The sequence below is a fragment of the Methylobacterium sp. GC_Met_2 genome (assembly GCF_026540795.1).
In the GTDB taxonomy this organism is placed as follows: domain Bacteria; phylum Pseudomonadota; class Alphaproteobacteria; order Rhizobiales; family Beijerinckiaceae; genus Methylobacterium.
Genome location: NZ_JALNUM010000076.1, coordinates 1 through 21637, shown reverse-complemented (window position 1 = coordinate 21637; position 21637 = coordinate 1). Strand labels below are relative to the sequence as shown.

The window sequence follows — 21637 nt, the reverse complement described above, 5'->3', positions numbered from 1 at the left end:
GATACTCAAACATGACTGCATAATCATTTCAAATTACGTCTCAAGTACGACGCCTTATATCGCGTCTCAAGAAGACCGTATTGTTTATCGACAACGTTCTTAAACTCTCCTGTAAAGTAGCTAATTCTTTCAATCGCAGCGTCAGATTTGATAGTTTTGAAATTGATCCATTTAAGTTTTCGCTGCTTACTAGCTAGACCGAACCAACTTCCTGAATATTCGTCGCCTCCGCTAATTACGATCCCCCCAATTACTAAGCCGATCGCCACAGCTGCAACAAACAGGTTGAGGGCGAATACTGGCGTCACCTCTAAATAAAATAAGTTGACTGAATTCACTACCGGACCAGATAACGCTCGAAGTAGGGTAACGGTGAATATTATAATCGCCACCGAAGCGCAGCAAACTATAATCATGACAATATTAAATTTTTGCTGCGAAAACGGCGTACGACGGAGCCTTGTTCCTATGTACCAAGAAAGAATGGACAGAGCTAATGAAGCAGCGAAGGCGTAAAAACCCTCTGTAAAAATATTATTTATTCCGAGTTTACTGCCAGAATAGCTTAGGATCGCAAAAGAGATAGCTGTTTCTGAACTCAATAGAAGTAAATAAAAAATTATTTCTACCATTAAGCTGTGAGAGGGTAGCAAATTAGGCTCTTTATCTTTCACAGCTATCAGATGCGCCACCTGCTCTTCTACTTTACCCTTGACGTAATAATTTTTCTTATTTTCGACCGCGAGGCGAATTTTCATATCAGATAAGCTATTCTCGGCCGTCTTATATAGGCTGTCGCAAACGAGCCGTTTATTCTTGAGCCACTGGCAGCGTTCGCTAAAGCTATCATCTGAGACTGATCCATATAGCTTCAGCTTGCCATCAAGGCGACCATGAACCCACGCGCAGAATTGGTTTCGAGCTGAACCTATTTTTCGCGCCTGACGTCTGTAGCGATTGAAATTCACAGCGTTACGCCGCATCATGAGGTTCATCCAAGCCGATGACTGACTATGGCCTGTGTCCGAACGCTACGCAATTTGGAGATACCTGCAAATTTTGCCTAGGGCAACGCTGCACGATCATCGCCAGTGGATCGAGGAGTAAGCCCGACAATGAAATCGGCACGCAAGTGGCACTATCTGCTTCCTCTTTATGTCATGGCGCTGCTTTACCTTCAGTGCTGCATTGATTTTTCGAAGGCGGCAATTATTTCCGGTCAAACGACCGCAAATAATGATACGCTTCCTGATACATCAGTAGCGATCACGACAGTTCAAGAATTTCTCAGAGCAAGGGAACAGGTACCGACGCTTCCAGTAACTGGGATTTGGGACACTGAAACGCGTGATCACGCGATTTCATTTTTGATTTACCTTCAGAGCCAAAATTTGTGGCATCACAGTTGGGGCGGTCCGAGAGACGGTGAATATTCTGAAGAATTTGCGGCGTATTTGAAGATTATAACTCAAGACGATGAAGCAAAAAAAACAAATTATAGTGATATTTACAAACTGAATGAATTTATTGAGGCAATGGATAGATTAAAAAAATCTGCAGTTTTTGATGGTCGTGAGAAAGCTCACGATAGTACTACGCAGATGCAATCAACAGGTAGTCTATGGTGGCCGCCGGCACTCTGGTTCGCCAATGGCGCTTTATCGGGTTTTGGAGACGAAGCATACTGCGCGGCATTTCATTTCCGAGAAAGTTTTTCCGACTGTCGTCAGCGTGCGAGAGAAATGCTCGACTTTTTCAGAAAAGATTATCCCTTTGCTGCTGTCGGATTTAATCTTGCTGGCGCTTGCATAAACGTTATCAGTGCCATTTTAGTTTTGATCGTCGTGGAAAACGAGCTGAGTGGTTTTTCGGTCCTAATATTATCTTTTTCAATCGGTATCTTCGACGGACTGCTATATATAGTCGGAGATTATTTGACATGGGGATACGACATATTAGATTTCTATAGTATCAGTTTGCAGTCTATTTTAGGGGGTTTTGTAGTAACATGGATGGCCTTTGTCCAAAGGTGGAAGCATAGGGATCATACCATCCGATTGGACAACGACTTCAATTTACGAAATCAAGACTAGATGTTTGATCCAAGGGTTTGATGGTGCATTCTTCACGTCGGAGTGGAGGGACGCGCTATGGGCCAGGTTCTTCACGGCAGCGCCACGACGACGGAGGCGATCCGTCGAGCGATCCAGCATAGTCAAGCGAGCCTGAGGACGCTCTCGAAGCGCTACGGGATCAACCCGAAGACAGTTGCCAAGTGGAAGAAGCGGACCTCGGTCGCCGACCAGCGCACGGGGCCGAAGGATCCGCATTCCAGGGTGCTGTCACCCGAGGACGAGGCGGTGGTGGTCGCCTTATCGTCGTCATACGCTCCTGCCGCTCGACGACTGCCTCTACGCGCTCCAAGCCACGATCCCGCACCTGACCCGCTCGTCGCTGCATCGCTGCCTGCAGCGCCACGGGATCAGCCGATTGCCAGAGGTCGACGGCGACAAGCCCAAGCGCTCGCGCTTCAAGGCCTATCCGCTCGGCTATTTCCACATCGATCTGGCTGAGGTCCACACGGCGGAAGGGCGGCTCTACCTACTCGTCGCCATCGACCGCACGACCAAGTTCGCCTTCGTCGAGCTGCACGAGAAGGCGACCCGGCGGGTTGCGGGTGACTTCCCGCCATCTCATCGAGGCGGTGCCCTGCAAGGTGCACACGGTGCTCACTGACAATGGCACCCACTTCACGACACCCGGCAACGTTGCCTCAGCCGCATCCATCATCAAGGAGGCGATCGAGGCTGGAGAGACCTTCCGAGCCCACAGCTTCGAGCTTGCCTGTGCCCGCAACGATATCGACCATCGCCTGACCAAGCCGCGGCACCCCTGGACGAATGGGCAGGTCGAGCGAATGAACCGCACGATCAAGGACGCGACGGTCAAGCGCTACCACTACGACAGCCACGAGCAACTCCGCGCTCACCTGGCCGACTTCGTCAGCGCCTACAACTTCGCACGCCGCCTGAAGACCCTGCGGGGTCTCACGCCCTATGAGGCCATCTGCAAAGCATGGTCCGCAGAGCCCGGTCGCTTCAGGTCAAACCCGCTCCACCAAATCCCGGGACAAACATCTAGAATATCAATATATTGCAAACAGGGTACACGAGTTTTTTAAGATAAGTATCATGTAACATCTTTATTTTCTGACCATATCAGAAATATATCTAGTATCTCGGCGAGATTAAAAACGCCGCCAAAAGCTTCAAATACTTTACCTTGTTTTTTTATGAAGCACCAGTCAGTCGTGGAGTTTTCCTTTTCTATATCCTCAAAAACAGCATTCTCAAGCGATGTTCTTGTCAAATCAACAGTGACTCTCCAGCCAGGGTTATCAAGTGAGGTAATGGAGATACCATATTCTTCTTGCCATTCGTCTTTACACTGGGACTCGTACCAAGCGCATAATCTTTCAATTCGATCCATTAATTCTCCCCTTTATTAATAATCTTTCTTGCAGTCCGAACATCATCCATCGTAGCAGGTCGTACTGAGCCCGGACTTAGCTTACTTTTGCCATTTGGCCCGGTATTGAGTTTTTGAAATTTTACATGCGGCGTCGAAATATTGCCAATCCCTTTCTCGAAATGCGCGGAGCCCGCCAAATCTACGCTCAATCTGCCGTTGGGTGTCATTGCTGAAACCCTGTTCTTGCCTACGGCGCGTGATAGGTCCCCAGCCGCATCCTTGACGGTTTTGGGCTGGGGTGGAGGCAACGGTGATTTTGAAGAACTTGAAGCAATAGGCGCTGAGCGATTGGCGGTCTGCGGGCTTTCTGCCTTGGCTTTAACGGCTATGTTGTCGCTGCGATCGATGACTAGCTTAGAGTTATTTGTAGCTACTTGTGGTCGAGAAACATCTTGTGATTTTGTAGTCGCATTAGATATATTCTGCTCAATTTGATTTGGCTTTGAAGTCGCGACCGTACCATACCCCTCAGTCCAATTGCTTTGAGGGACGTGGGTACTGTGGATGGTTGGGGCTGTGGAAGTATGTGTACTGTGGCTGGGTGACGTCGTAGCGCCAACGCCATGCGACTCTCTCGCCATTACCCCTGCGTCATGAGAAGCTGAACTGAAGCTGTGGGTAAGGGTTCCCACGCTGCCTTGTGCAGCAACTATGTTCGGCACAGCCGCAACGGATGTAGCCGCGATGAGTGCAACGAAAGCAAACTTCGTCATGCCTGCCTCCATGAATTTGCAAGGATGCTAAGGGTCGTATCGTGTTTTTTCAAGTAGCGGGTTGGCTGTAATGTTCTGTCTGGAAGCCAAATAAGCTGCAGCTTTTTTACTGTGCAGCGTTAGTGCTTTTTGGGTATGCCTCAATCGAACCACCCGCAGAGCGGTCTCATATAATCAGCTTGACCATTCAAAACGAACCGATATCATGAGACCTATTCTAATCGAACCGATTGGCAGGTTTCATGTTCGTCCGCGCCTATCTGCGCGCTTCCACCTCTGAACAGGACGCGACCAGGGCGCGGGCGCAGCTCAACGCCTTCGCGGCCGAGCGGGGTCTGACGATCGCCGCGGCCTATGTCGAGAATGAGAGCGGGGCGACGCTGGCGCGGCCGGAGCTGTTCCGCCTGCTCAAAGACTGCCGCCCCGGCGACGTCCTGCTGATCGAGCAGGTTGACCGCCTGTCCCGCCTCACCTCCGACGACTGGACGAAGCTGAGGGCGGAGATCGATGCCAAGCGGGTGCGCATTGTGGCACTCGACCTGCCTACCTCCTGGAGCCTGGCGACGCCGGCCGACGAGTTCACGGGGCGCGTGTTCCAGGCCATCAACGGCATGCTGCTCGACGTCCTCGCGGCTGTCGCCCGCAAGGACTACGACGATCGCCGCCGCCGTCAGGCGCAGGGCCAGGCCCGCGCCAAGGCAGCAGGCCTCTACCGGGGACGCCAGGAGGATACGAAGCGGAACGAGGGGATTGCGGCCATGCTCAAGGCTGGCTCACCCTGGCGTCAGATCCAGGCTGCCACCGGCTGCAGCCGGTCGACTCTCGCCCGGATCGCCAAGCGAGCGAAGACCGCCTCGATGCAGGATGCGGGCTTCTGATGCCGATCCGTCGCGAACATCGCTACTTCTACCCGATCGACTGGAAGCAGCTTTCGGCCGTCATCCGTTTCGTACGGGCGCGCGACCGGTGCGAGGGTTGTGGCCGCCCACACCTGCAGGACGTGCAGCACCTAGGAGACGGCAGGTGGTGGGACGTCGAGGTGATGCGCTGGCGGGACGGTCGAGGGCGGCTCGTACGGCGCATCCTGCCTGCCCCCGAACGGATGACGGAGGACGAAGTAAGGGTGACGCGGGTGGTGCTGGCGACAGCGCATCGAAACCACGACACGACCGACAATACGGACGCCAATCTCGCGGCTCTGTGCCAGCGGTGCCACATGCTGCACGATCGACCAGAACATCAGCGGCGCAGGCACATCACCTTGCGCGCGCGGAAGGCCATCGGCGACCTGTTCAATGGGATTTATTCTCGCATCTGAAGTCGGTAGCCCCGCGATGCGATCATCGTATATTGCAGGTCGAAATTATAATCACATATCGTATTTGAAGCCTATGTTTCGTCACCCTAGACAAGGAACTCAGAGATGAAACAGCCAGGACTCGACGGTCGTCACCGCGATCAAAACCCGCCTAAGGCTGGCGAAATCCAACAGAAGCGCGGCGATACCCAAAACCGCAACTTGGATCGACCGATCCCGCAGTTTCCGCAAAACACCCGCCTGGACACGATGCGCGAGCGCACCGGCAAGGTCGGCGTGGAAGCTGTCCGGCGGGAAGCCGCGAAGCGGGACAAGTAGCTCGCCGCGTGCGTGGCTCGATCCAGATCGAGTGTTGCCCGTGCCGATGGCTCGCTGCTGGGACCAGAACCCATAGCCGTCACATGAGCGGCTATGGGTCAGTGCCAGCTTAGAAGTCCACCGAGTCGCTCGGATGGGCAACGCGCTCTTTCAGGGCGTCGGACATCGGGAAATTCAGGTTTTCGTTGTGGGGCGGGATCGGGCTCTCGAACCACTTGGCGTAGAGCTTGGTGAAGGCGCCGGAGGCCATCATACCCTTCAGGACGCCATCCGCGAGCGTCTTCAATTCCGTATCGTCCCTTTGCATCATCAAACCATAGGGCACCAGGGCGTAAGTCTCCGGCAGAAAGGCATACGCGGCCGGGTCAGGCGTGCGGGCTCTCAGGCTGGCGAGCAGGATATCGTCCTCCATGAAGGCGGCCGCCCGGCCGCTCTGGAGCGTCAGCATGGACTCGCCATGATCCTTGCCCTGAGTGATGTTGAATGTGCCACCCTTGTTCTTGATGTCGAAGGCAAAGCCGGTGGCGTTCGAGCCTTGGGTGACGATGACGGTCTTGCCGTTGAGGCCCTTCACATCGTGGATGCCGGAGGAAACCTTGGTCAGCCACCGGGCCGAGGAAACGAAAATCGCGACCGTGAAAGAAACCTGCTTGAGGCGGGCGGGGCTGCTCGACGTCGCGCCGCACTCCAGGTCGATCGTGCCGTTCTGGATGAGCGGAATGCGGTTGGAGGAGTCGACCGGCTGAAGCTTGACGTCCAGCTTGTCGAGCTTGAGATCCGTTTTGATCTTGTCGACGATCTGGGAACATAGGTCGAGAGAGAAGCCGATCGGCTTCTGGTTGGCGTCGAGATAGGAGAACGGGATCGACGCCTCGCGGTAGCCGAGCGTCACCGTGCCGGTCCGCTTGATCTTGGCCAATGTTGAGCTGTCGGCGGCAGCCGCCGTGGCGGCGAGGCCGAGCGCGACGGCACAGGATAATCTTACAAGCGTCTGCCCCAGAAACATCGGTTGCTCCTCTTGATGAAAACGGTCCCCGTGCGGGTCGCGTGAAACAGAGGCCGGCCAAGCCGGCCGGCATCGGTACCGGGCGGCCTAGCCGAGCTTGGACAGTACGGCGGTGCGAGGCTGCGTGGAGGGCACGTTGCGGGCGCGGATGGCTTCGATCAGCCGGTCGATGTCCGCCGGGGTGTTGAACATGCCGAGCGACACGCGAATACCGTCACGCTCGGGCGACACGCGGATGCCGTTCTGGGTGAAGTAATCCAGCCATTCAGCCGCCGGCAGCGCGATGACGTAGATGTGGGGCGAGCGGTGCTGCCGATCGCGCGGACCGACCAGGCCGACATCAAGTTGGTCCAGGCGCTCGATGAGATAGTCGCCGAGATCGAAGCAATGGTTTTGGATGTTGTCGATGCCCACCTCGTTGATGAGGTCTATGGCGGCACCGAGCGCCTGGATTGCCGGCAGGTTGTAGTTGCCCAGCTCGAACCGCCCGGCCGTCGCTGGCAGGGCCATGTTGTCGGCCCGGGCGATGAAGTCCGCCGGGGGCTCGGCGAGGCTGGCGGCGGCCAGATAGGCTGGCTCCATCTCGATCTTGGTCGCGTCCCAGTAGAGCAAGCCGAGCCCTTGAGGCACCAGCAGGCCCTTGTGCGTGCCCGAACCGATAAAGGTCGCCTTCATGGCCTTGGCGTCGATCGGCGTCACGCCGATACCCTGCATGACATCCACCACGAAGTAGAGGCCGTGCTGCTCGCAGAGTTCGCCCACGCTCTCGACGTCGAAACGGTGGCCGGCGTGGAAGGTGACATGCGACATGGAAATGGCGCGGGTCCTGGCGTCGATATGGGACCGGAAGCTGTCCGCGTTGACCACCTCGTTCATGGGGATGAACACGACCTCGACGCCCTTCTTCTTTAAATTGAGGAAGGCATAGGCGTTGTTGGGATGGTCGCCGTGGATCATCAGCACCTTGTCGCCGGCTTGGAGCGGCAACGCGTTGGCGGCGATGTTCATGCTCTCGGAGGTGTTCTTGGTGAAGGCGATCTCGTGCGGCTGCGCGCCGATGAGAGCCGCCACCTTGGCCCGGGTTTCCTCCAGCCGGTTGAGCCAGACCTGCTTGGGGCCGGCCGTCTCGAACCCTTCGTGCAAGAACAGCTCGTAGGCCGCCTTCACGGGACGGGACAGCGGCGTCTGGAAGCCGCTGTCCAGGTAAACCACATGCTCGGCGGCCGGAAACGCCTGGCGGATGGCGGCAACGTCGTAAGTCTGGGTCATGATCGCTCCGGTGACGCGGATGTGGCGGAGCATCGCGCCGGACATATCCGGCGGCCTCACCGACCCGTCTGGGCTTTCCGCTGACGCAAATTGCGATGAACTATCGGCCTGTGCCCGAAAATTCGGCAGGCCAGTTCGTTGCTGCAAAAATACACTGCGCCCGGGCAGCGTCGAGTCTGAACATCAAGAAACAGTATTTTTTATTCCGAAAATTGAGAATTTGAAGATTCTTCAGCATCCTGCAGGATGGTGTCGGACAACAGCTTAGCTGCTTCCTGTAGGGGCCCGATAAAGGCGTCCAGGCCGGCGAAACCGACGCGGGCCGAAGGCACGGAAACCCCGAGGCAGGCGATCAGGTCGCCGTCCGGCGACACAATGGGGACGGCGCAGCCGACGACGCCAAGGACGTATTCCTCGTTGGTCTTGGCCCAACCGCGGCGGCGGATGATGTCGAGTTGGACCAGCAGGGTTTCCGGGTCGGCGATCGTGGTGGGGGTGTGTCGCACCAGAGGCAGGGAATGGGCGAGGCGATGCCGCACCTTGGCGGGCAGCCGGCTCATGTAGATTTTGCCTGTGGACGTGCAGTGAAGGGGCGCGGCGGCGCCTGGGTTGAACTGCAACCCCTGCTGCTGCTTCGACTGGACGCTATCGACATAGGCCACGACATTGTCGCGCACGATACCGATCTCGCATTGCTCGCCGATCCGGTCCGCGACTGCACTCAACACGGCGTTTCGGCGTACGGTGCGGAAGGCCGCCCCGATGGTCTTGGCCGAGAGCGTCACTAAGGCGCTTCCAACGACATACCTTTTCGTGCCGAGCGCCTTCTGTACGAGGCCCCGGCCTTCGAGGTTGCCGATCAGGCGATGCGCGGTGGGTAGCGGCAGAGCAAGCGCGGTAGCGATCTCGGCGGCCGAAAGCGCCTTCTTCTGCTCGGCCACGAAGGTCAGGATGGCAAGCGCCCGGTCCAGTGGCCCGTCCTGGGACCTGGGAAGCTGGTCGGCCACTGATCGATCCTCGGCGTGAAAGGCGTTCGCCTGTGCCCTACCTCGGCGATCCTGCAAAGGTCTGGACAGGTCATGCCTATGGACCGGCCGCATCGCCTGGTCCGATGGGGGCAGAGTGGCGCACCGTCGTCTGGTGCGAAACTCAAGAATTATGCACAGGACCTAAGCCCCTGCGTTCATTTGGCCTTTGCCGTGCATAAATCACGTGCGAAAGTGCGGGATGATTTACGGCTATGCGCGGGTATCGACGGACGGGCAGAGCGTTGACGCACAGGTGCGGCAACTGACGGATGCCGGTTGCGCGAAAATCTTCCGTGAAACTGCCTCGGGCGCGGCGTCTGATCGGGCCCAGCTTCGCAAGGCTATCGCTGCCCTCGGCTCCGATGACGTGCTGGTCGTGACGCGACTGGACCGTCTGGCGCGGTCAACACGGGACCTGCTCAACACCTTGGCCGCTATATCGGAAGCCGGGGCCGGTTTTCGCTGCCTCGACAACGGATGGGCCGATACCACGACGCCGCATGGCCGATTGCTGGTGACAATCCTAGGTGGGCTTGCAGAATTTGAACGAACGCTGATTGCGTCGCGGACCGGTGAGGGTAGGGAGCGTGCAAAGGCTCGGGGGGTGAGGATGGGTCGAAAACCCAAGTTGTCGATGCATCAACGGCGGGAAGCATTGCAGCGGCGGGAAGCGGGCGAAAACGTCACCGATATCGCCCGGACTTACAATGTCAGCCACAGCACGATATCGCGTCTTCATTGAAAGTAATCACGAATAAATATAGTATTCAGGTGGGAAACACGGGCACATGACTTTCAACGGAAAAGGCTATTTGGACGCCGGTCTTCACCCCATGACCATGGAGGATATGGAAAAAGCTTTCGTTACGCCATTCCCCTATTCTTCGACGCGTAAAAATATCCTCGACGGGTATAAGAAGCATACCGACGATTTGCTCAAGACCATTAGCGAGTTTATCCAGTTCGTAGACGGTAGTTTTGTATCTAACAAAAACGATCCGGGCGATGTAGACCTGATTTGCTTTATAGACGGCGACGTCCTGGACGCCTTACCTCCTACCGAACAAGCCAAGATCGGCGCATTGCTGGCCGGAAAATTAACTAAAGCTTCCCATATGTGTGATGCATACTTTTGCCCTATGTACCCGGAACACCATCCAAATTATGAATTTTATAGGTCCAAGAGGAAATACTGGATGGGAGAGTTTGGTTTCGACCGTACCGATGTCCCAAAAGGTGTTGTCGTCGTAGAGCGCAAGGCTGCGCCTGTGGCAGCGGCTCCGGCCGCCCCGGCGGCGGCTCCTGGGGTTGTGATATGAACCTCTGGCAGAACATCGACCCGGCCGAAGCCGAAGCCCGTCTGCGAGGCCTGAACCGCCGCCTTGCCGAACTCGATGAGGCAATGAAGGGCGGTCAGCGAATGCTCGCGGACAACCCGAAAAGCTTCTCCGCGCAACTGTCCTTGGACAGTCTCAGCCAACTGCAAGAGAGATTGCAGGCCGAACGGGTGCATCTGGTGAAACACCGGACACGCGAACGCTTGGCTATAAGCCTCAATGGGGCTGGCTTTGTCGATCATACGGCCAGCATCGGACAGCTAGGTTTCTTCCTCGTCCGGGTGCAGAGTCTTTACCAGAGCATAGCGCAGGCCATTACAACTGGCCCCCGGCTGCGGGGCCCGATATCGAACGATATCATGCGCTCGACAAACCTTCGATTTGCGAACGTATTTCCGTCGTCGTTCGGCATGGAAATATTCGTCAATTCGTCGTTCGACCAGTTTGGGGAGAGCACGGCCGTATCGTCGTTGCAGACTCTGTTCAACTTGCTCAATGCTGCCCGTAAAGAGCATGAAATTGCGCGTCTATCCGGCGAACTTGGTCAAAGATCTTTAAACCATCTCAAGCATGTATTAGCCGACCTCAACAAAGCCGGGTCTGGTTTCTCGCTCGACTGGACCGACAGCGCAGGCACTAAGTACGCTTGGACAGCCACTTCGGAGGACATCCCGGCACTCAGTCGGAACGTCAATCGCTTTCAAGAGCGGTATATTGGCGAAAAAGTCGTTCAAGGCGCACTTACCGGCGCAAGTCTGCTTCGCAACCGATTTGAATTTCTCGACATGGACAAGCATGTCCTAGAAGGAAAAATCACGCGGGCCGTAAAGCCAAATTTGCGGGAATTCTTCGGCCGTTGGTGTCAGGTCACGCTCGACCAAATCGATATCATTGAGAGTGTAAGCGGCGAAACAAAAACCTATTACACGCTTCTCAAGATCGAGCCGCGTCCCGATCCTGTCGAACCTACAGCGCACTAATCGCATTTCTGGCATAGGGCGCTAGACTGTTAGCCCCTAGGGACTTACCGAAGGGCCGTCATGGACAGGCGCGTCATAACGGTCGAGCAAGCTGAGGCCGAGAACCCCGGCGTTCCCTCCGTTCCAGACCTCGCCAAGCCCTTCGGCGGCGTCAACGGTCAATGGGAACGGCTCAAGGCGGCGATGCAGCCGGGCGATGAGCTGGTTGCCTTTAACAGCCCTCTTGCAAGCTGGCGGGCCTTTTGCGGCCGTCAGGGCGTTGCTCTGGTGCGGGATGGTCAAACGGTGATGGAAGTCGTGACCATGCTGAACTGACGGCCGGGCGTCACGCCTCGAACGTCAGCCGGGGGTCGTGGTCGCGGCCGTCATAGCCCGCCGGATTGCACAGGATGCGCGTCCGGCCGATCCGATAGTCTGACCGGGCATGGATATGGCCGTGAACCCACAGGCCGGGGCGGCGGTCAAAGATCAGGTGTTCAAGGTCGGTCGCATAGTAGCTGCTGAGGGCGTCCGCCTGCTCGGCCTCGGGCAGGGACCGGCGCGACGGGGCGAAGTGGGTCATGACGATGCTGCCCGCCTCGATGCGCTCGGCCAGGAACCGCACCTGGTCGGCATGGCGGGCCTTGATCCCGTCCACGGTCAGGCCGCGCACCCTGCGAAAATCGTTCATCCCCTCCTGGCATTCCTGCTCGGTGTCTGGATTACCGCCGTCGAAGTCGGTCCAGAGGGTGCAAGCGGTCACGCCGAACGCCTGGAAGGCGGGGCCAAAGCGGTAATTGTCCCGCGCAGCCGGGGCGGTGTCGTCGTCCCACTCCCCGCCATAGCCGTAGTGGTTGCCAGGAATGTCGGCCACGGCATTGAAGCGGTCGCACAGGCGCTCGATCACGGCGCGATAAATGTTGCGGCGCCGGTAGGTGCCGGTGTCGCCCGCCAGCAGCAGCACGGTGTCCTGGTCGTCGGGCAGGGGCGGCAACAGGCGGTCGATATGCTTCCCGGCCTTGAACGGGTTCTCCGGCCAGAATTCCGAATGAATGTCAGAGACAAGGCGGTAGCGCATGGCGGAAACATAGACGGTTTCCGCCTACCTGGTCAGGGACGGCACTCGGCGCAAAACATCCTGACGCCCTCGCGTTGCCGCGGGATGATCGACGGCTCATGCATTGGCTGCTCGCCCATGATCCACTGGCGGGTTTCGTAGGCCCTGCCGCCGACGTGCTGGGCGAGTTCCTTTTCGGCGCATGAAGTGCAGCCTCCGGCGACGATCAGCGCCGCGGCCCAGGCGTCATCAAGGGCGCGTGACAGCACGACATGGGCAACCATTTCTCGTTCGTGGTCGTCATCGGCCATGGGTCGGAATGATTGTCAGCGCGCCGGGGCGGGCGCCAGGGCCGCCATCTCGCCAGGCTCCCATGCCTCGGGCTGGGCGTCCAGCTTCGCGGCTTCGCCTAGATCCATATGGAAGCGCAGGAAGCCGTTGATTTCCTCGGTGGCGTTGATGCCCTCTGATTTCATCCAGGCCAGCACGTCGGCGTCAATCTCGACGGTCACGGCAAGGCGCGGGACAGGCGCAGCAGCAGCGTTCTCAAAATGATTTTTCGGCGTGTCATTCATCAGAAAGTATAGACACGAAATAATTAAATATTGCTTAGGCTATATCTGTTGCGAAGCGACCAATTAATCAGTTTCCGTGGCGGGCTCGCCTCGTGCCAATACTTCGCCATCCTCTGTCGGCCAAAATTTCATGCCCTTCATGAATTCCGGCACGTGGCTCAACCGGTCCTCGACCGGGATGCCTACGACGTCGGGCGGCAAGAGGTAGGTTTTCCGCTTCGTGACGATGACCGTCCATGGTCGGAAATCGGTATGGATGACAGTGCCGCTCATTGGTTGAACGGGATGCGCTTCCATCCCCGTTTCCCGCATTGATAGGCTTGCCCGTCGATCCGCACCACATCGCCAATTGAGGTTGAAGCGTGTTGGCCAGGTGCAACGGTCAACTGCGGGTAGGCTGTCCAGTCCTCGGCATTCGTCAGGCGGAAAGCCTCGTCTAAAGCTTCGTGGGCCGGCAAATCCGTCTGAAAGGATGCTGCCAGGGTCATGTCATTCGTCGGCATGTCCTCGCCCGTGATCGTCAGCATGTGATCCGGTGAACGCTGTTGGAATATTTCTACAAGCTTCATGACTGGTGCGATCATAACAAGCTCGGCTGCTTGGGCTGCGCTGTCTTTGGCGCGGGCAGGTGGATCGTGGCGACAATCTCCGGTTCACGGGTGCGGGCCTGGGCCAGGTCGTAGGCCAATTGCAGGCGCAACCACGTCTCGGCGCTCGATCCGAACACCTTCTCGAAGCGGATCGCCATGTCCGGGGTCACGCCGCCGCGCTCGTTGATGATCTTGTCGAGCGTCTGCCGGCTGACGCCGAGGGCTTCGGCGGCCGCCCCGACCTTCAAATCCAGTTCGGGCAGGCAATCCTCGCGGATGATGCGGCCGGGATGGGGTGGGTTCTTCATGGTCATGGCAGTATTCCCTAGTGATAATCTACGTGGTCAAGGTCAAAAGCATCGCCGTCAACGAAGCGGAAAAGAATCCGCCAGTTGCCAGTAATCCAGACGGCATGGAATCCGGCATACTCACGGTGCAGAGGGTGCAGCTTGAAGCCGGCAACGTCGATATCGTTGATCGAAGCGGCCTGATCGATAACCGCCAGCCGGTTTTCGATGCGGCTGACCTGGTCGGCGGGTAGCCCTTTGCTGTCCCCGTCCTCGAACAATTTCCGCAATTTCTTATTTTTGAACGATCTAATCATGCTCACCAATAATAAGTTTATGCTGACAATTTGCAGTTGTCAACCCTTCCCTGCTAAGCCCCTTTCTTCCGGTTCGTTCGCCCGCTGCTGTCTGGATTCCTGGCCTTGTTCTTAAAACCGTCGGCGGATCGGCGTAGCCGATGTGTCGGCGGCCCTCTGTACGGCCTGCCCCATGCCTTTGTTCGATCCCTGAGCGGAGCGACGAAAGAACATGCCTTCGTCCCGAACATGATCCACGCAGCATGGTCTGGCCGGATCTGTCACCCGAAGGGCCGTAGCGCAGCGGAGGACGGCGAAGCCGTTGACGATCCGGTTGACCTGCTATGCTCGATGCGTCGGGGAATCATTGAAGTATCGGGCGTAGCCCGATTCCGCTTTCAGGCCGCGTAGCGGCCCCTCTCATTAAGGCGGCGCTTTGCGCCGTCCGATTGCGGCCGTAGGCCGCTTCCTTTGCGTTAGCGATCGTTACCGAAGGCGGAAACCGGAATCGGGTTCCGGTCGCGAAGCGACTAGAGCGTGGGCCGTGAGGCAACGGTTAGCTTTTTCCACAGGGTAAGTCTTTGCCGTGTAGTGTGTTCTAGTGTTCTAAGATTCGTGTTCCCCCCTAAAAGCGCCAAGGTTAACAAAGGGTTGCTGACCTTGAGGGGGACAAATTGGGCCAAAACGCGATTTCAGGGGGACAGATTGGGCCGTCAGGGGGAGAGATTGGGCCAACAATCCACAGCCGCCATTTTCATTCAGGGGGACAGATTGGGCCAGCCTTGGACTCGCTCAGGGGGACAGATTGGGCCGGGTTTTGCATCCATGAAGGGGACATAAACTAGGCCGTTGCCGTCCCCCTGAAGCCGGGCTATGCTCAAGCGGCATGGATTCGAATGTCTTGCCCTTATTCCCCGAAGATAACCTCAAGCTGCCGGCTGCATCCGGGTCGGTCTGGAAAGTCGATCATCAGGACCCGGCGACGGTTCCGGTGCCGTTGCAAATCGTCATCAATAAGGTCGAGGGTCCTTATACGGAGCAGGATCGGAAACTATGGACGTTCCTGCTTCATGCCGTCTTCGATGAGATTGGCGAAAACACGGTTCACGAACTGAACATCATCGATATCAATCGCGTCTTTCGCGAGGTCGGCGGCAAACATGACAGCGCCTGGATATGGGAGAGCGCCAAGCGCCTGACGCGGACCGTCATCGAATGGGAATATACCTTCGAGGATGATCGGTTCGATGGGGTAAGTTCGCTGTTCGGCGCGCAGATATCGAAGCCTATGCGGGCTGCCGGTATCCTCCGTTTTAGCTTTCCCGCCCTGCTCATCCCGATCATCAAGCAGCCATCGCGCTTCGCACGGCTGCGGGTCCATTTCCTGATAAAGCTGTCCGGCAAATACGCCGTCACCTTGTACGAAATCCTCGAAGGCTATGCCAACCGGCACGATCCATCCTTCACGGTATCGCTCAAAGAGTTGCGGCATTGGCTTAAGGTGCCGGATAATTCCTATGACGACTGGAAGGATTTCAAAAAACGGGTCTTGGACCCTGCCGTCGATCAGATCAATGATGACCCGCTCGGGGCGGGCTTCACGGTCGCTTATACCCCTCTGCGGCAAGGCCGCTTCTATGACGCCGTGACGTTCCGGGTGGACAAGACCAATGCCCGCCGCGCGATCGAAGGCACGATCCGGCGCAACATCAAAACGAAGGCGAACCGGGGCAATCCCACGGCCCGCCCCATCCTCAAGCCGGACACCTATGCCAGGGCGCGCAAGGCTGGTCCCGGCCTAGACGTTCACGGCGCGGAGGCGGATTTCTGGGCCTTCTGGGAGAGCAAGGGTCGGCCGGCTTTCGACAAGAGCGCGGACGCTGCTTTCATTGGCTGGTGCCGGAAAAAAGCGGCTGAACTCTAACGCCGCCGATTGGGCGAATTGGCTAAGGCAACGGATCGGGGGACCTGTTGCCTTGCAGTAAATGAAGGCCCAGGACCCTCTTTCAATTCTGAGAAAATCGCATCATCTTGGTGTCGTCGCGGTCCCTCGGTAGTCCGCGGCCCTGAGCGGGGATATGCGTAAGCGGATATACACCCACGAGGAATGGCTTTCGGACCTGGCCGCGCTCGGCATTGACGAAGGCATGCCGATCAACAAGGTGCTGGTCAACCGGCATTACCGGGAAGCCGCCCCAAAGGCGCATCCGGATCTAAACGGCGGCACCAATGATCGGATGGTTGCGGTCAACGTCGCCAGGGACAGGCTGAAAAAGTGGATCGACGACAACAAGCCGACGCCGTTCAAGGCGCGGGCGGAAACGCCGAAGCCTCCGCCACGGCAGGAAAAGCCGAAGGCTGAAACGCCACCTCCGCCGCCTCCACCACCGCCGCCCGAACCTGATCCCGAGCCGGCGCCAGAACCAGAACCCGCGCCACAGCCTGAGCCGGAGACGGCGAAGGAACAGCCTCGCGCGCCTGACCCGCCGCCCAGGCCGGAAACGCCGCCACGGCCTCGCGCAAGGCGTTGGAGGGCGCCGCGGGTCGAGTGGCCCGGCTGGCGACCATATATGCCTGACTGGCGCGATCCCCTGACGCGTGGATGGGACAGGGTTCGGCCGCGCACCACCGCCGGTGCGATGAAATATCTATTCCTGATGGGCGCGGGGATTTACGGCCTCGCGGCATCGGGGCTGGAACTGCCGGAATTGCCGGTCCTTTGGGACACATACGTGCCGCAGGGACCGAGGATAATGCCGCTACAGCCACGCTTGGACCCTGTGCGCCAGGCTGAGGCTCCGCAGAAGGCGGTTCAGACAGCCGCCATTCCTCAAGCGACGGTAACGCCGCCCGCCGCGATAACCCCCGCTCCGGTCAAGCCGTCGATCGCGCCGCCGACAATGGCCAAACCGGACGCGCGCACGGCGGACATACTGGCGGCGCAAGCGCGTGCCGATGCCGCGGCGAAGTGGGAGGCGGCACAAAGGAACAGCCGCGCTTCGATACCGGATAACTATGACGGCCCTATAGGAGCGGCGACCGATCACCCGCTGCATCCGCCGGGAACGCCACCCGCCAAGCGGCCAGGGAAATTCGTCTTCTATCCCGAGGGTCTGCCAGAGGCGTGGGGCGGTCGGATCGCATCGAACCAAGGGGGCATAATCGATGATTACGCCTCGCCGGTTGGGTCGGCCGTCAATCGTCCTTCGTCGCCGGGAGGGTACGGCCAGAGGGTTTCCCCGGTCGGCCCGCGTCCGGTCGATCAACGATTGCAGGGGGCGAACGAACGATATCAGGCGCGGCTTCAACAAAAGTTGGAAGTCTGGTGCCGGCGGCACTCGTGGGCGGACCGGGGCTGGCGGGAAAACCAGTGCGATTTCGTGGTTCCCTGAGCCCGCTGCGGTAAAGGGCATATCTGATCGCCAGCCAGCCACAGAACAAAACGAACGTGCTGGCGAGCAGGCGCGTCCATTTCTCCTCGCCGACGATCCGGCCCCACATGCCGGCGAGGTAGCCGAAATGCCCCAACACGGCGAGCGTGGCGCCGATGATGGCAAGCGCGGTGAAAAGGACGCTTTGCCATTTTGGCTGTGACGGCATGGCCGCATTCCCTCGAACACTACGGCTGAAGGTACACGATCCGCGCCGAACGGCTATGGTCTAGGGCTCGAACCTTCTGCCGCGATCGAAGCCCCGGTTATTGGCGGGCGTATCCTGTTTTGGTGAGGCGCGACGCGGCCGGTTATTGCGTTGACGGTCGACGCCGAGGACGGATTTGCGTTCGGCGTTTCGGACGTTCCACGCCTGCTTAAGTTCGCCCTCCTGCTGCTTGTGCGTCGAGCGGAGGGTTTCCGCCTGGCGCACGAAATCGCCCTGCACCTTGGCAAAATCGCGGGCCATGTCCTTGTCGATTTTCAGGCCGGCCGCGCTGATCTCGGTCTTGATCTGCTTGGCAAGGTCGCGCCGTTCCGTTTCCTGGGCGGCCTCGAAAACATGATGCCGCTGCGCCGATGAAATCATGCTGTAAAAAATCGTGAGCGCATTGGCCGTCGGGTCGGCCTGACGCATCGCCTGATAGACGAAGGCCATGCTCCACAGCTTCGACAGGGTGCCACTCTCGGCGGCCTGGAAGGTGGCCCGTTCCTCGCGCTGATGCTTGAACAGTTCGCGCCACCGGCCTTTCGCAAAATCCTTGATCTCCGTCGCCTTGGCGGTTTTCAGGTTGGCGGCCGTCGCCTGCATGCGGCCCTGTACCGTGCCGAACGTGCGGTTCAACTCTCCCCATTGGCGGACATGGGCGGCTCGCATCGTCCGGCCCATGGCATACAGGTGGGCGTCCTTCTGCTTCTGGTCGCTGCGGACGAATTCGGCGGCAAGGTTGTCGTTGCCGGTCGCCTTCTGCGCCTCGAATTTCTGGCGCGGGACGCGGGGCGCATTCACCTTCTCGCCCTGCTGCCGGCGCTCGGTGTTCTTGACCCTTTCCGGGCAGTAGATTTTCCCCCTGCCCTGCTCGTAGCGCATGGCCCACTCGGACAGCTTCAACTTGGAGTTGGAAAGCGTGGCCGCGATGCCGTTTGACGAATTGACCCTGTTCACCAGCACATGAACATGTGCGTGGGGCTCGTCGTTATGGGCGACGATCAGCGCCTGATGATCCTCAAGGCCAAGCTCTTTCAGCGTGGCTCGCGCCGCCTCCATCTGTTCATCGCGCGTCGGCTTCTCGTCGGGGTGCCATGCGAGCGAATAGGCGAAAACCGGCTTGGTCAGTTTCCGGCCGGTCGCCTTGATGCCCGCCGCCTCTTTCAGATCCTTCTGGGTCATGGCGGTGTGCGCCATCATCCGCCAGGCGCGATCGGGATCATTGGTCGGGAGGTTGACGGCCTCGGTCCAGGCAACGCGCTCTTTGGTCGAGCGGGCTTTTTCGCCGTCCTGACGCTTGTCGTTCAGGTAGTAGGCGGCGGCACCCTTGAAGCTGGTCCCGCCCTCAGTCTGTGCCGGGATCATAGATGCCATCCAGCATCGCGTTGATACGGTTGATCAGGTCCGCCAGCTTCGCAGCATGCGGGGCGCGTCCGGCGTTCACGTGGTGGGTGTGCTGGTTGAGGTTGACGCCGATCCGCAACAGTGCGGTCGCAAGCGCCGCGGTTGCCTGCTGCTCGCCGTGCGCCGGCGGCAGGCGGTAGCCGAGGGACCGGCGACGGAGAAACTCGGCCGTCGTCAGGCCGAGGGCATGGGCCGTGCGGTCGAGTTCCGCACGCTCTGCCGTGGTGAGGCGGACGTGTAAAAGCTGGTCCCGCCGTTCCTCTGTCGCCTTCCGTGGCCGTGCCATGTCGCGCCGCCTTTTGCGGTCGCCGGGGGTGTCCAGAGGGGGGTTCTTCCCACCCTTTGGCCAGAGTTTTTGTGTAACAAAAACACATCTGGCTATCCCCAGCCTTACCATAATAGGGGCCGGGAATTAAGAATTGAAGAAGGGCACGGGACGGTCGAGCGAATAAAGCTTACGCCCCCTCCTCCCTGTCAGATATTTGGAACCATCCAACCTTGACGGTATCGTTCCAATATCGAGCCACAGGGGGTGTCATGGCGTACCAACCGACGACAGATGCCGGCCGTGCAATCGACTCCGCACGTAACGCGATGTGGGCGTTCTGGGCCTATCTCTGGGCGGCCATTCAATATCTCTGGAACCTGACGCCTTACGACTGGCCGATATGGGCCAAGCTGCTCATCTACCCGATTGTCCTGACCCTGATCCGCATGCTCGTCGTCGGATGGCATGACATCTGGGACGGGCTGCTGGGACGAAAGGGCGACGTGTTCGGCAAGGCGAAATTCGCCAACATGAACGATCTAAAACGGGCCGGGATGCTGCAACCTGGCGGGCGCTTTCTCGGGCAGTTCAAAGGCCGGAATATCTCACTCCACGGTGAGGGGCATATCCTGACAATCGCGGCGCAGGGTGGCGGAAAAACAACCGGCCTCATCATCCCGACGCTGCTGAGCTACACGACCGGCACCGTCATCGTGACGGACCCCAAGGGCGCCATCACGGCTCAAACAAAAGCGATGCGGGAGACGCTTGGACCCGTCATCGTCCTGAACCCCTGGAACGAGGAATTGAAATCCGATCCGTCTTTCGGGCTCGATCTGGGCGACCACGGTTTCAATCCGCTGCAGCTGGTCGGCCCCGATGCTCAAGGGATGGATGCCGCGGCCAAGGTTACGGGCATCATCCTGCCGGACAAGAAAGGCGGCGATCCATACTGGACGCGGGAAGGCCGTGCGCTGCTCGAATGGGCGATGCTGTTCACCGCCGTTACTCAACCTAAAGGCATGCTCAACCTGCCGAACGTCCGCGCCATGCTCATGGCTACCCCCGATCTCATGAAGGCGTTCAAGGCGGTCTATGAGGGCAACCAAAAGGGTCCAGGCTGGCCGACGTTAAAGGAGGGCGCCGCGAAATATATCGGTATGCTCGGGAAGGAAGCCGGCGGACAATTCAACGGCATCCTCGGCGCCGCTACGGACGCCCTAAAAATCTACGGCATCGAACGCACGCTGGCGAACCATGTGGCGGCAAAGGGCTTCGACCTGACGACGCTGAAAGGCGACAAGCCGATCACGGTCTATGTCATCTGCCCGCCGGATCACCTCATCGGTGACGACGTGGCATGGCTGAACCTCACCCTCGCACTGATCTGCCAGCAAATCGGCAAGCCGGGATTTGCCCGCGAAACGGTCCTGCTCGTGGACGAATTTCCGGCCCTTGGTTTTTTGCCGAATTTGATGGGGTCGCTAGAGCAGTTCCGCGAGGCCGGATTGCGGGCGCACCTGATCGCGCAAAATCCAGGGCAAATCCTCTCGATCTATCAAAAGGAAGGGATGGTGCGGCTCTGGGGCTGCTGCGACGTGAAGCAGTTTTTCCGCTTCACCGACTACCAGCACGCGAAGGACGTTTCGGACTGGGCCGGTGAAATCACGACACTGACGACGACGAAAAACGCCAGGGGCGAGGAGTCGGTTTCAATGGTGGGAACGCCTCTGATCCGGCCGGAGGAACTGGTTGGGATGAAGGCGGATGCGCAGATTATTCTGCGGCCGGCGATGCACCCGATCAGGGCGAAAATCTTTCCCTATTTCAAAAGCGGCAAATGGCGGGACATGGTGCAGCCAAACCCCTATCGGCGGAGGGCATAAAGGATCAGGAGCGGTCAGCAAATTCCATGATCCCGGCGCGGGTGAGCCACGCCTGATTTTTCGCATACCATTGCCACGCCTCGCGGTTGGTCAGACCGGCGAACAGGGCGGCAAACTCGTACCATGCCGCTTCCGTTGGGCCTTTCGCGTGAAGGT

General features: G+C 58.5%; 26 protein-coding genes and 1 pseudogene. 13 read left to right on the top strand and 14 right to left on the bottom strand.

Annotated elements, in window-relative coordinates; translation table 11 throughout:
- Positions 1–23: 23 nt before the first annotated feature.
- Complete coding sequence (locus OXS49_RS22250; protein WP_267426757.1) at positions 24–986, bottom strand: hypothetical protein; 963 nt, start codon at positions 984–986, stop codon at positions 24–26.
- 129 nt (positions 987–1115) lie between these two features.
- Between OXS49_RS22250 and OXS49_RS22245 the strand changes: the two genes are divergently transcribed.
- Together OXS49_RS22245 and OXS49_RS22240 are read left to right on the top strand one after the other, a co-directional pair.
- Entirely contained in the window at positions 1116–2093 is a 978-nt protein-coding gene (locus OXS49_RS22245) for a hypothetical protein (protein ID WP_267426756.1), read from the top strand.
- A 57-nt stretch (positions 2094–2150) separates the two neighbouring features.
- Positions 2151–3181 (top strand): annotated as a pseudogene (locus OXS49_RS22240) (IS481 family transposase).
- Between the two features lie 8 nt (positions 3182–3189).
- Here OXS49_RS22240 and OXS49_RS22235 read toward each other — a convergent pair.
- Positions 3190–3489, bottom strand: coding sequence for an immunity 53 family protein (locus OXS49_RS22235; protein WP_267426755.1), 300 nt, complete (start codon positions 3487–3489; stop codon positions 3190–3192).
- Complete coding sequence (locus tag OXS49_RS22230; RefSeq protein WP_267426754.1) at positions 3489–4244, bottom strand: hypothetical protein; 756 nt, start codon at positions 4242–4244, stop codon at positions 3489–3491. The genes OXS49_RS22235 and OXS49_RS22230 overlap by 1 nt, the downstream gene beginning before the upstream one ends.
- 242 nt (positions 4245–4486) lie before the next feature.
- Between OXS49_RS22230 and OXS49_RS22225 the strand changes: the two genes are divergently transcribed.
- The 3 genes from OXS49_RS22225 (at position 4487) to OXS49_RS22215 (ending at position 5880) form a co-directional block, all read left to right on the top strand.
- A complete protein-coding gene (locus OXS49_RS22225; protein ID WP_267426753.1) occupies positions 4487–5122 on the top strand; it encodes a recombinase family protein in 636 nt (211 codons plus the stop codon).
- Positions 5122–5562: a hypothetical protein gene (locus tag OXS49_RS22220; RefSeq protein ID WP_267426751.1), complete on the top strand. Its 441-nt coding sequence runs from the start codon at positions 5122–5124 to the stop codon at positions 5560–5562. The genes OXS49_RS22225 and OXS49_RS22220 overlap by 1 nt, the downstream gene beginning before the upstream one ends.
- Before the next feature lie 105 nt (positions 5563–5667).
- The gene (locus tag OXS49_RS22215) at positions 5668–5880 is read left to right on the top strand and encodes a hypothetical protein (protein ID WP_267426749.1); all 213 of its coding nucleotides are present in this window, start codon (positions 5668–5670) and stop codon (positions 5878–5880) included.
- Positions 5881–5989: 109 nt separating this feature from the next.
- Here the strand turns inward: OXS49_RS22215 and OXS49_RS22210 are convergent, their stop codons facing one another.
- The 3 genes from OXS49_RS22210 to OXS49_RS22200 all read right to left on the bottom strand — a co-directional run bounded on the left by OXS49_RS22210 (position 5990) and on the right by OXS49_RS22200 (position 9162).
- Positions 5990–6886, bottom strand: coding sequence for an amino acid ABC transporter substrate-binding protein (locus OXS49_RS22210; RefSeq protein WP_267426748.1), 897 nt, complete (start codon positions 6884–6886; stop codon positions 5990–5992).
- Between the two features lie 87 nt (positions 6887–6973).
- Positions 6974–8155 (bottom strand): aminotransferase class V-fold PLP-dependent enzyme, encoded by a 1182-nt coding sequence (locus OXS49_RS22205; protein ID WP_267426783.1) that lies wholly within the window; start codon positions 8153–8155, stop codon positions 6974–6976.
- A gap of 200 nt (positions 8156–8355) precedes the next feature.
- On the bottom strand, positions 8356–9162 hold the full coding sequence (locus tag OXS49_RS22200) for an IclR family transcriptional regulator (protein WP_267426746.1): 807 nt from the start codon (positions 9160–9162) through the stop codon (positions 8356–8358).
- 220 nt (positions 9163–9382) lie between these two features.
- Between OXS49_RS22200 and OXS49_RS22195 the strand changes: the two genes are divergently transcribed.
- Genes OXS49_RS22195 through OXS49_RS22180 form a run of 4 tightly spaced genes read left to right on the top strand, consistent with a single transcriptional unit; the run spans position 9383 to position 11815 of the window.
- Positions 9383–9925 (top strand): recombinase family protein, encoded by a 543-nt coding sequence (locus OXS49_RS22195; protein WP_267426744.1) that lies wholly within the window; start codon positions 9383–9385, stop codon positions 9923–9925.
- A 46-nt stretch (positions 9926–9971) separates the two neighbouring features.
- Complete coding sequence (locus tag OXS49_RS22190; RefSeq protein ID WP_267426743.1) at positions 9972–10502, top strand: hypothetical protein; 531 nt, start codon at positions 9972–9974, stop codon at positions 10500–10502.
- Positions 10499–11500: a hypothetical protein gene (locus tag OXS49_RS22185; protein ID WP_267426742.1), complete on the top strand. Its 1002-nt coding sequence runs from the start codon at positions 10499–10501 to the stop codon at positions 11498–11500. The genes OXS49_RS22190 and OXS49_RS22185 overlap by 4 nt, the downstream gene beginning before the upstream one ends.
- Before the next feature lie 60 nt (positions 11501–11560).
- The gene (locus tag OXS49_RS22180; protein WP_267426741.1) at positions 11561–11815 is read left to right on the top strand and encodes a hypothetical protein; all 255 of its coding nucleotides are present in this window, start codon (positions 11561–11563) and stop codon (positions 11813–11815) included.
- Positions 11816–11825: 10 nt separating this feature from the next.
- Here the strand turns inward: OXS49_RS22180 and OXS49_RS22175 are convergent, their stop codons facing one another.
- The 6 genes from OXS49_RS22175 to OXS49_RS22150 form a co-directional block, all read right to left on the bottom strand.
- The gene (locus OXS49_RS22175; protein ID WP_267426740.1) at positions 11826–12557 is read right to left on the bottom strand and encodes a metallophosphoesterase; all 732 of its coding nucleotides are present in this window, start codon (positions 12555–12557) and stop codon (positions 11826–11828) included.
- Positions 12558–12589: 32 nt separating this feature from the next.
- Positions 12590–12847, bottom strand: coding sequence for a hypothetical protein (locus OXS49_RS22170; protein WP_267426739.1), 258 nt, complete (start codon positions 12845–12847; stop codon positions 12590–12592).
- A gap of 15 nt (positions 12848–12862) precedes the next feature.
- The gene (locus tag OXS49_RS22165) at positions 12863–13111 is read right to left on the bottom strand and encodes a hypothetical protein (RefSeq protein WP_267426738.1); all 249 of its coding nucleotides are present in this window, start codon (positions 13109–13111) and stop codon (positions 12863–12865) included.
- A 63-nt stretch (positions 13112–13174) separates the two neighbouring features.
- Positions 13175–13408 carry a hypothetical protein gene (locus OXS49_RS22160; RefSeq protein ID WP_267426737.1) on the bottom strand — a complete coding sequence of 78 codons (234 nt, stop codon included), beginning with the start codon at positions 13406–13408 and terminating at the stop codon, positions 13175–13177.
- On the bottom strand, positions 13381–13695 hold the full coding sequence (locus OXS49_RS22155; RefSeq protein ID WP_267426736.1) for a hypothetical protein: 315 nt from the start codon (positions 13693–13695) through the stop codon (positions 13381–13383). Before OXS49_RS22155 ends, OXS49_RS22160 begins: the two co-directional genes overlap by 28 nt.
- The gene (locus OXS49_RS22150; RefSeq protein ID WP_267426735.1) at positions 13692–14015 is read right to left on the bottom strand and encodes a HigA family addiction module antitoxin; all 324 of its coding nucleotides are present in this window, start codon (positions 14013–14015) and stop codon (positions 13692–13694) included. The genes OXS49_RS22155 and OXS49_RS22150 overlap by 4 nt, the downstream gene beginning before the upstream one ends.
- A gap of 26 nt (positions 14016–14041) precedes the next feature.
- Between OXS49_RS22150 and OXS49_RS22145 the strand changes: the two genes are divergently transcribed.
- From OXS49_RS22145 to OXS49_RS22135, 3 genes are all read left to right on the top strand, one after another.
- Positions 14042–14242 carry a hypothetical protein gene (locus OXS49_RS22145; protein ID WP_267426734.1) on the top strand — a complete coding sequence of 67 codons (201 nt, stop codon included), beginning with the start codon at positions 14042–14044 and terminating at the stop codon, positions 14240–14242.
- 928 nt (positions 14243–15170) lie between these two features.
- On the top strand, positions 15171–16208 hold the full coding sequence (locus OXS49_RS22140) for a replication initiation protein (protein WP_267426733.1): 1038 nt from the start codon (positions 15171–15173) through the stop codon (positions 16206–16208).
- A gap of 154 nt (positions 16209–16362) precedes the next feature.
- Positions 16363–17676, top strand: coding sequence for a hypothetical protein (locus OXS49_RS22135; protein WP_267426732.1), 1314 nt, complete (start codon positions 16363–16365; stop codon positions 17674–17676).
- A 268-nt stretch (positions 17677–17944) separates the two neighbouring features.
- On the opposite strand, the gene OXS49_RS22130 is transcribed toward OXS49_RS22135, so the two are convergent.
- Positions 17945–19288 (bottom strand): relaxase/mobilization nuclease domain-containing protein, encoded by a 1344-nt coding sequence (locus tag OXS49_RS22130; protein WP_267426730.1) that lies wholly within the window; start codon positions 19286–19288, stop codon positions 17945–17947.
- Positions 19269–19613, bottom strand: a complete 345-nt coding sequence (locus OXS49_RS22125) for a hypothetical protein (protein WP_267426729.1) — start codon at positions 19611–19613, stop codon at positions 19269–19271. Before OXS49_RS22125 ends, OXS49_RS22130 begins: the two co-directional genes overlap by 20 nt.
- 251 nt (positions 19614–19864) lie before the next feature.
- On the opposite strand from OXS49_RS22125, the gene OXS49_RS22120 reads away from it, so the two are divergent.
- Positions 19865–21481 carry a type IV secretory system conjugative DNA transfer family protein gene (locus OXS49_RS22120; protein ID WP_267426728.1) on the top strand — a complete coding sequence of 539 codons (1617 nt, stop codon included), beginning with the start codon at positions 19865–19867 and terminating at the stop codon, positions 21479–21481.
- Positions 21482–21637 lie beyond the last annotated feature (156 nt).

Coding starts and splice junctions, on each gene's coding strand:
- OXS49_RS22220 (WP_267426751.1), top strand. CDS start 5,122: ATGCCGATCCGTCGCGAACATCGCTACTTCTACCCGATCGACTGGAAG.
- OXS49_RS22225 (WP_267426753.1), top strand. CDS start 4,487: ATGTTCGTCCGCGCCTATCTGCGCGCTTCCACCTCTGAACAGGACGCG.
- OXS49_RS22215 (WP_267426749.1), top strand. CDS start 5,668: ATGAAACAGCCAGGACTCGACGGTCGTCACCGCGATCAAAACCCGCCT.
- OXS49_RS22140 (WP_267426733.1), top strand. CDS start 15,171: ATGGATTCGAATGTCTTGCCCTTATTCCCCGAAGATAACCTCAAGCTG.
- OXS49_RS22195 (WP_267426744.1), top strand. CDS start 9,383: ATGATTTACGGCTATGCGCGGGTATCGACGGACGGGCAGAGCGTTGAC.
- OXS49_RS22155 (WP_267426736.1), bottom strand. CDS start 13,695: ATGATCGCACCAGTCATGAAGCTTGTAGAAATATTCCAACAGCGTTCA.
- OXS49_RS22210 (WP_267426748.1), bottom strand. CDS start 6,886: ATGTTTCTGGGGCAGACGCTTGTAAGATTATCCTGTGCCGTCGCGCTC.
- OXS49_RS22205 (WP_267426783.1), bottom strand. CDS start 8,155: ATGACCCAGACTTACGACGTTGCCGCCATCCGCCAGGCGTTTCCGGCC.
- OXS49_RS22230 (WP_267426754.1), bottom strand. CDS start 4,244: ATGACGAAGTTTGCTTTCGTTGCACTCATCGCGGCTACATCCGTTGCG.
- OXS49_RS22235 (WP_267426755.1), bottom strand. CDS start 3,489: ATGGATCGAATTGAAAGATTATGCGCTTGGTACGAGTCCCAGTGTAAA.
- OXS49_RS22150 (WP_267426735.1), bottom strand. CDS start 14,015: ATGACCATGAAGAACCCACCCCATCCCGGCCGCATCATCCGCGAGGAT.
- OXS49_RS22180 (WP_267426741.1), top strand. CDS start 11,561: ATGGACAGGCGCGTCATAACGGTCGAGCAAGCTGAGGCCGAGAACCCC.
- OXS49_RS22120 (WP_267426728.1), top strand. CDS start 19,865: ATGGCGTACCAACCGACGACAGATGCCGGCCGTGCAATCGACTCCGCA.
- OXS49_RS22190 (WP_267426743.1), top strand. CDS start 9,972: ATGACTTTCAACGGAAAAGGCTATTTGGACGCCGGTCTTCACCCCATG.
- OXS49_RS22175 (WP_267426740.1), bottom strand. CDS start 12,557: ATGCGCTACCGCCTTGTCTCTGACATTCATTCGGAATTCTGGCCGGAG.
- OXS49_RS22170 (WP_267426739.1), bottom strand. CDS start 12,847: ATGGCCGATGACGACCACGAACGAGAAATGGTTGCCCATGTCGTGCTG.
- OXS49_RS22135 (WP_267426732.1), top strand. CDS start 16,363: ATGCGTAAGCGGATATACACCCACGAGGAATGGCTTTCGGACCTGGCC.
- OXS49_RS22130 (WP_267426730.1), bottom strand. CDS start 19,288: ATGATCCCGGCACAGACTGAGGGCGGGACCAGCTTCAAGGGTGCCGCC.
- OXS49_RS22160 (WP_267426737.1), bottom strand. CDS start 13,408: ATGGAAGCGCATCCCGTTCAACCAATGAGCGGCACTGTCATCCATACC.
- OXS49_RS22250 (WP_267426757.1), bottom strand. CDS start 986: ATGATGCGGCGTAACGCTGTGAATTTCAATCGCTACAGACGTCAGGCG.
- OXS49_RS22165 (WP_267426738.1), bottom strand. CDS start 13,111: ATGAATGACACGCCGAAAAATCATTTTGAGAACGCTGCTGCTGCGCCT.
- OXS49_RS22125 (WP_267426729.1), bottom strand. CDS start 19,613: ATGGCACGGCCACGGAAGGCGACAGAGGAACGGCGGGACCAGCTTTTA.
- OXS49_RS22185 (WP_267426742.1), top strand. CDS start 10,499: ATGAACCTCTGGCAGAACATCGACCCGGCCGAAGCCGAAGCCCGTCTG.
- OXS49_RS22245 (WP_267426756.1), top strand. CDS start 1,116: ATGAAATCGGCACGCAAGTGGCACTATCTGCTTCCTCTTTATGTCATG.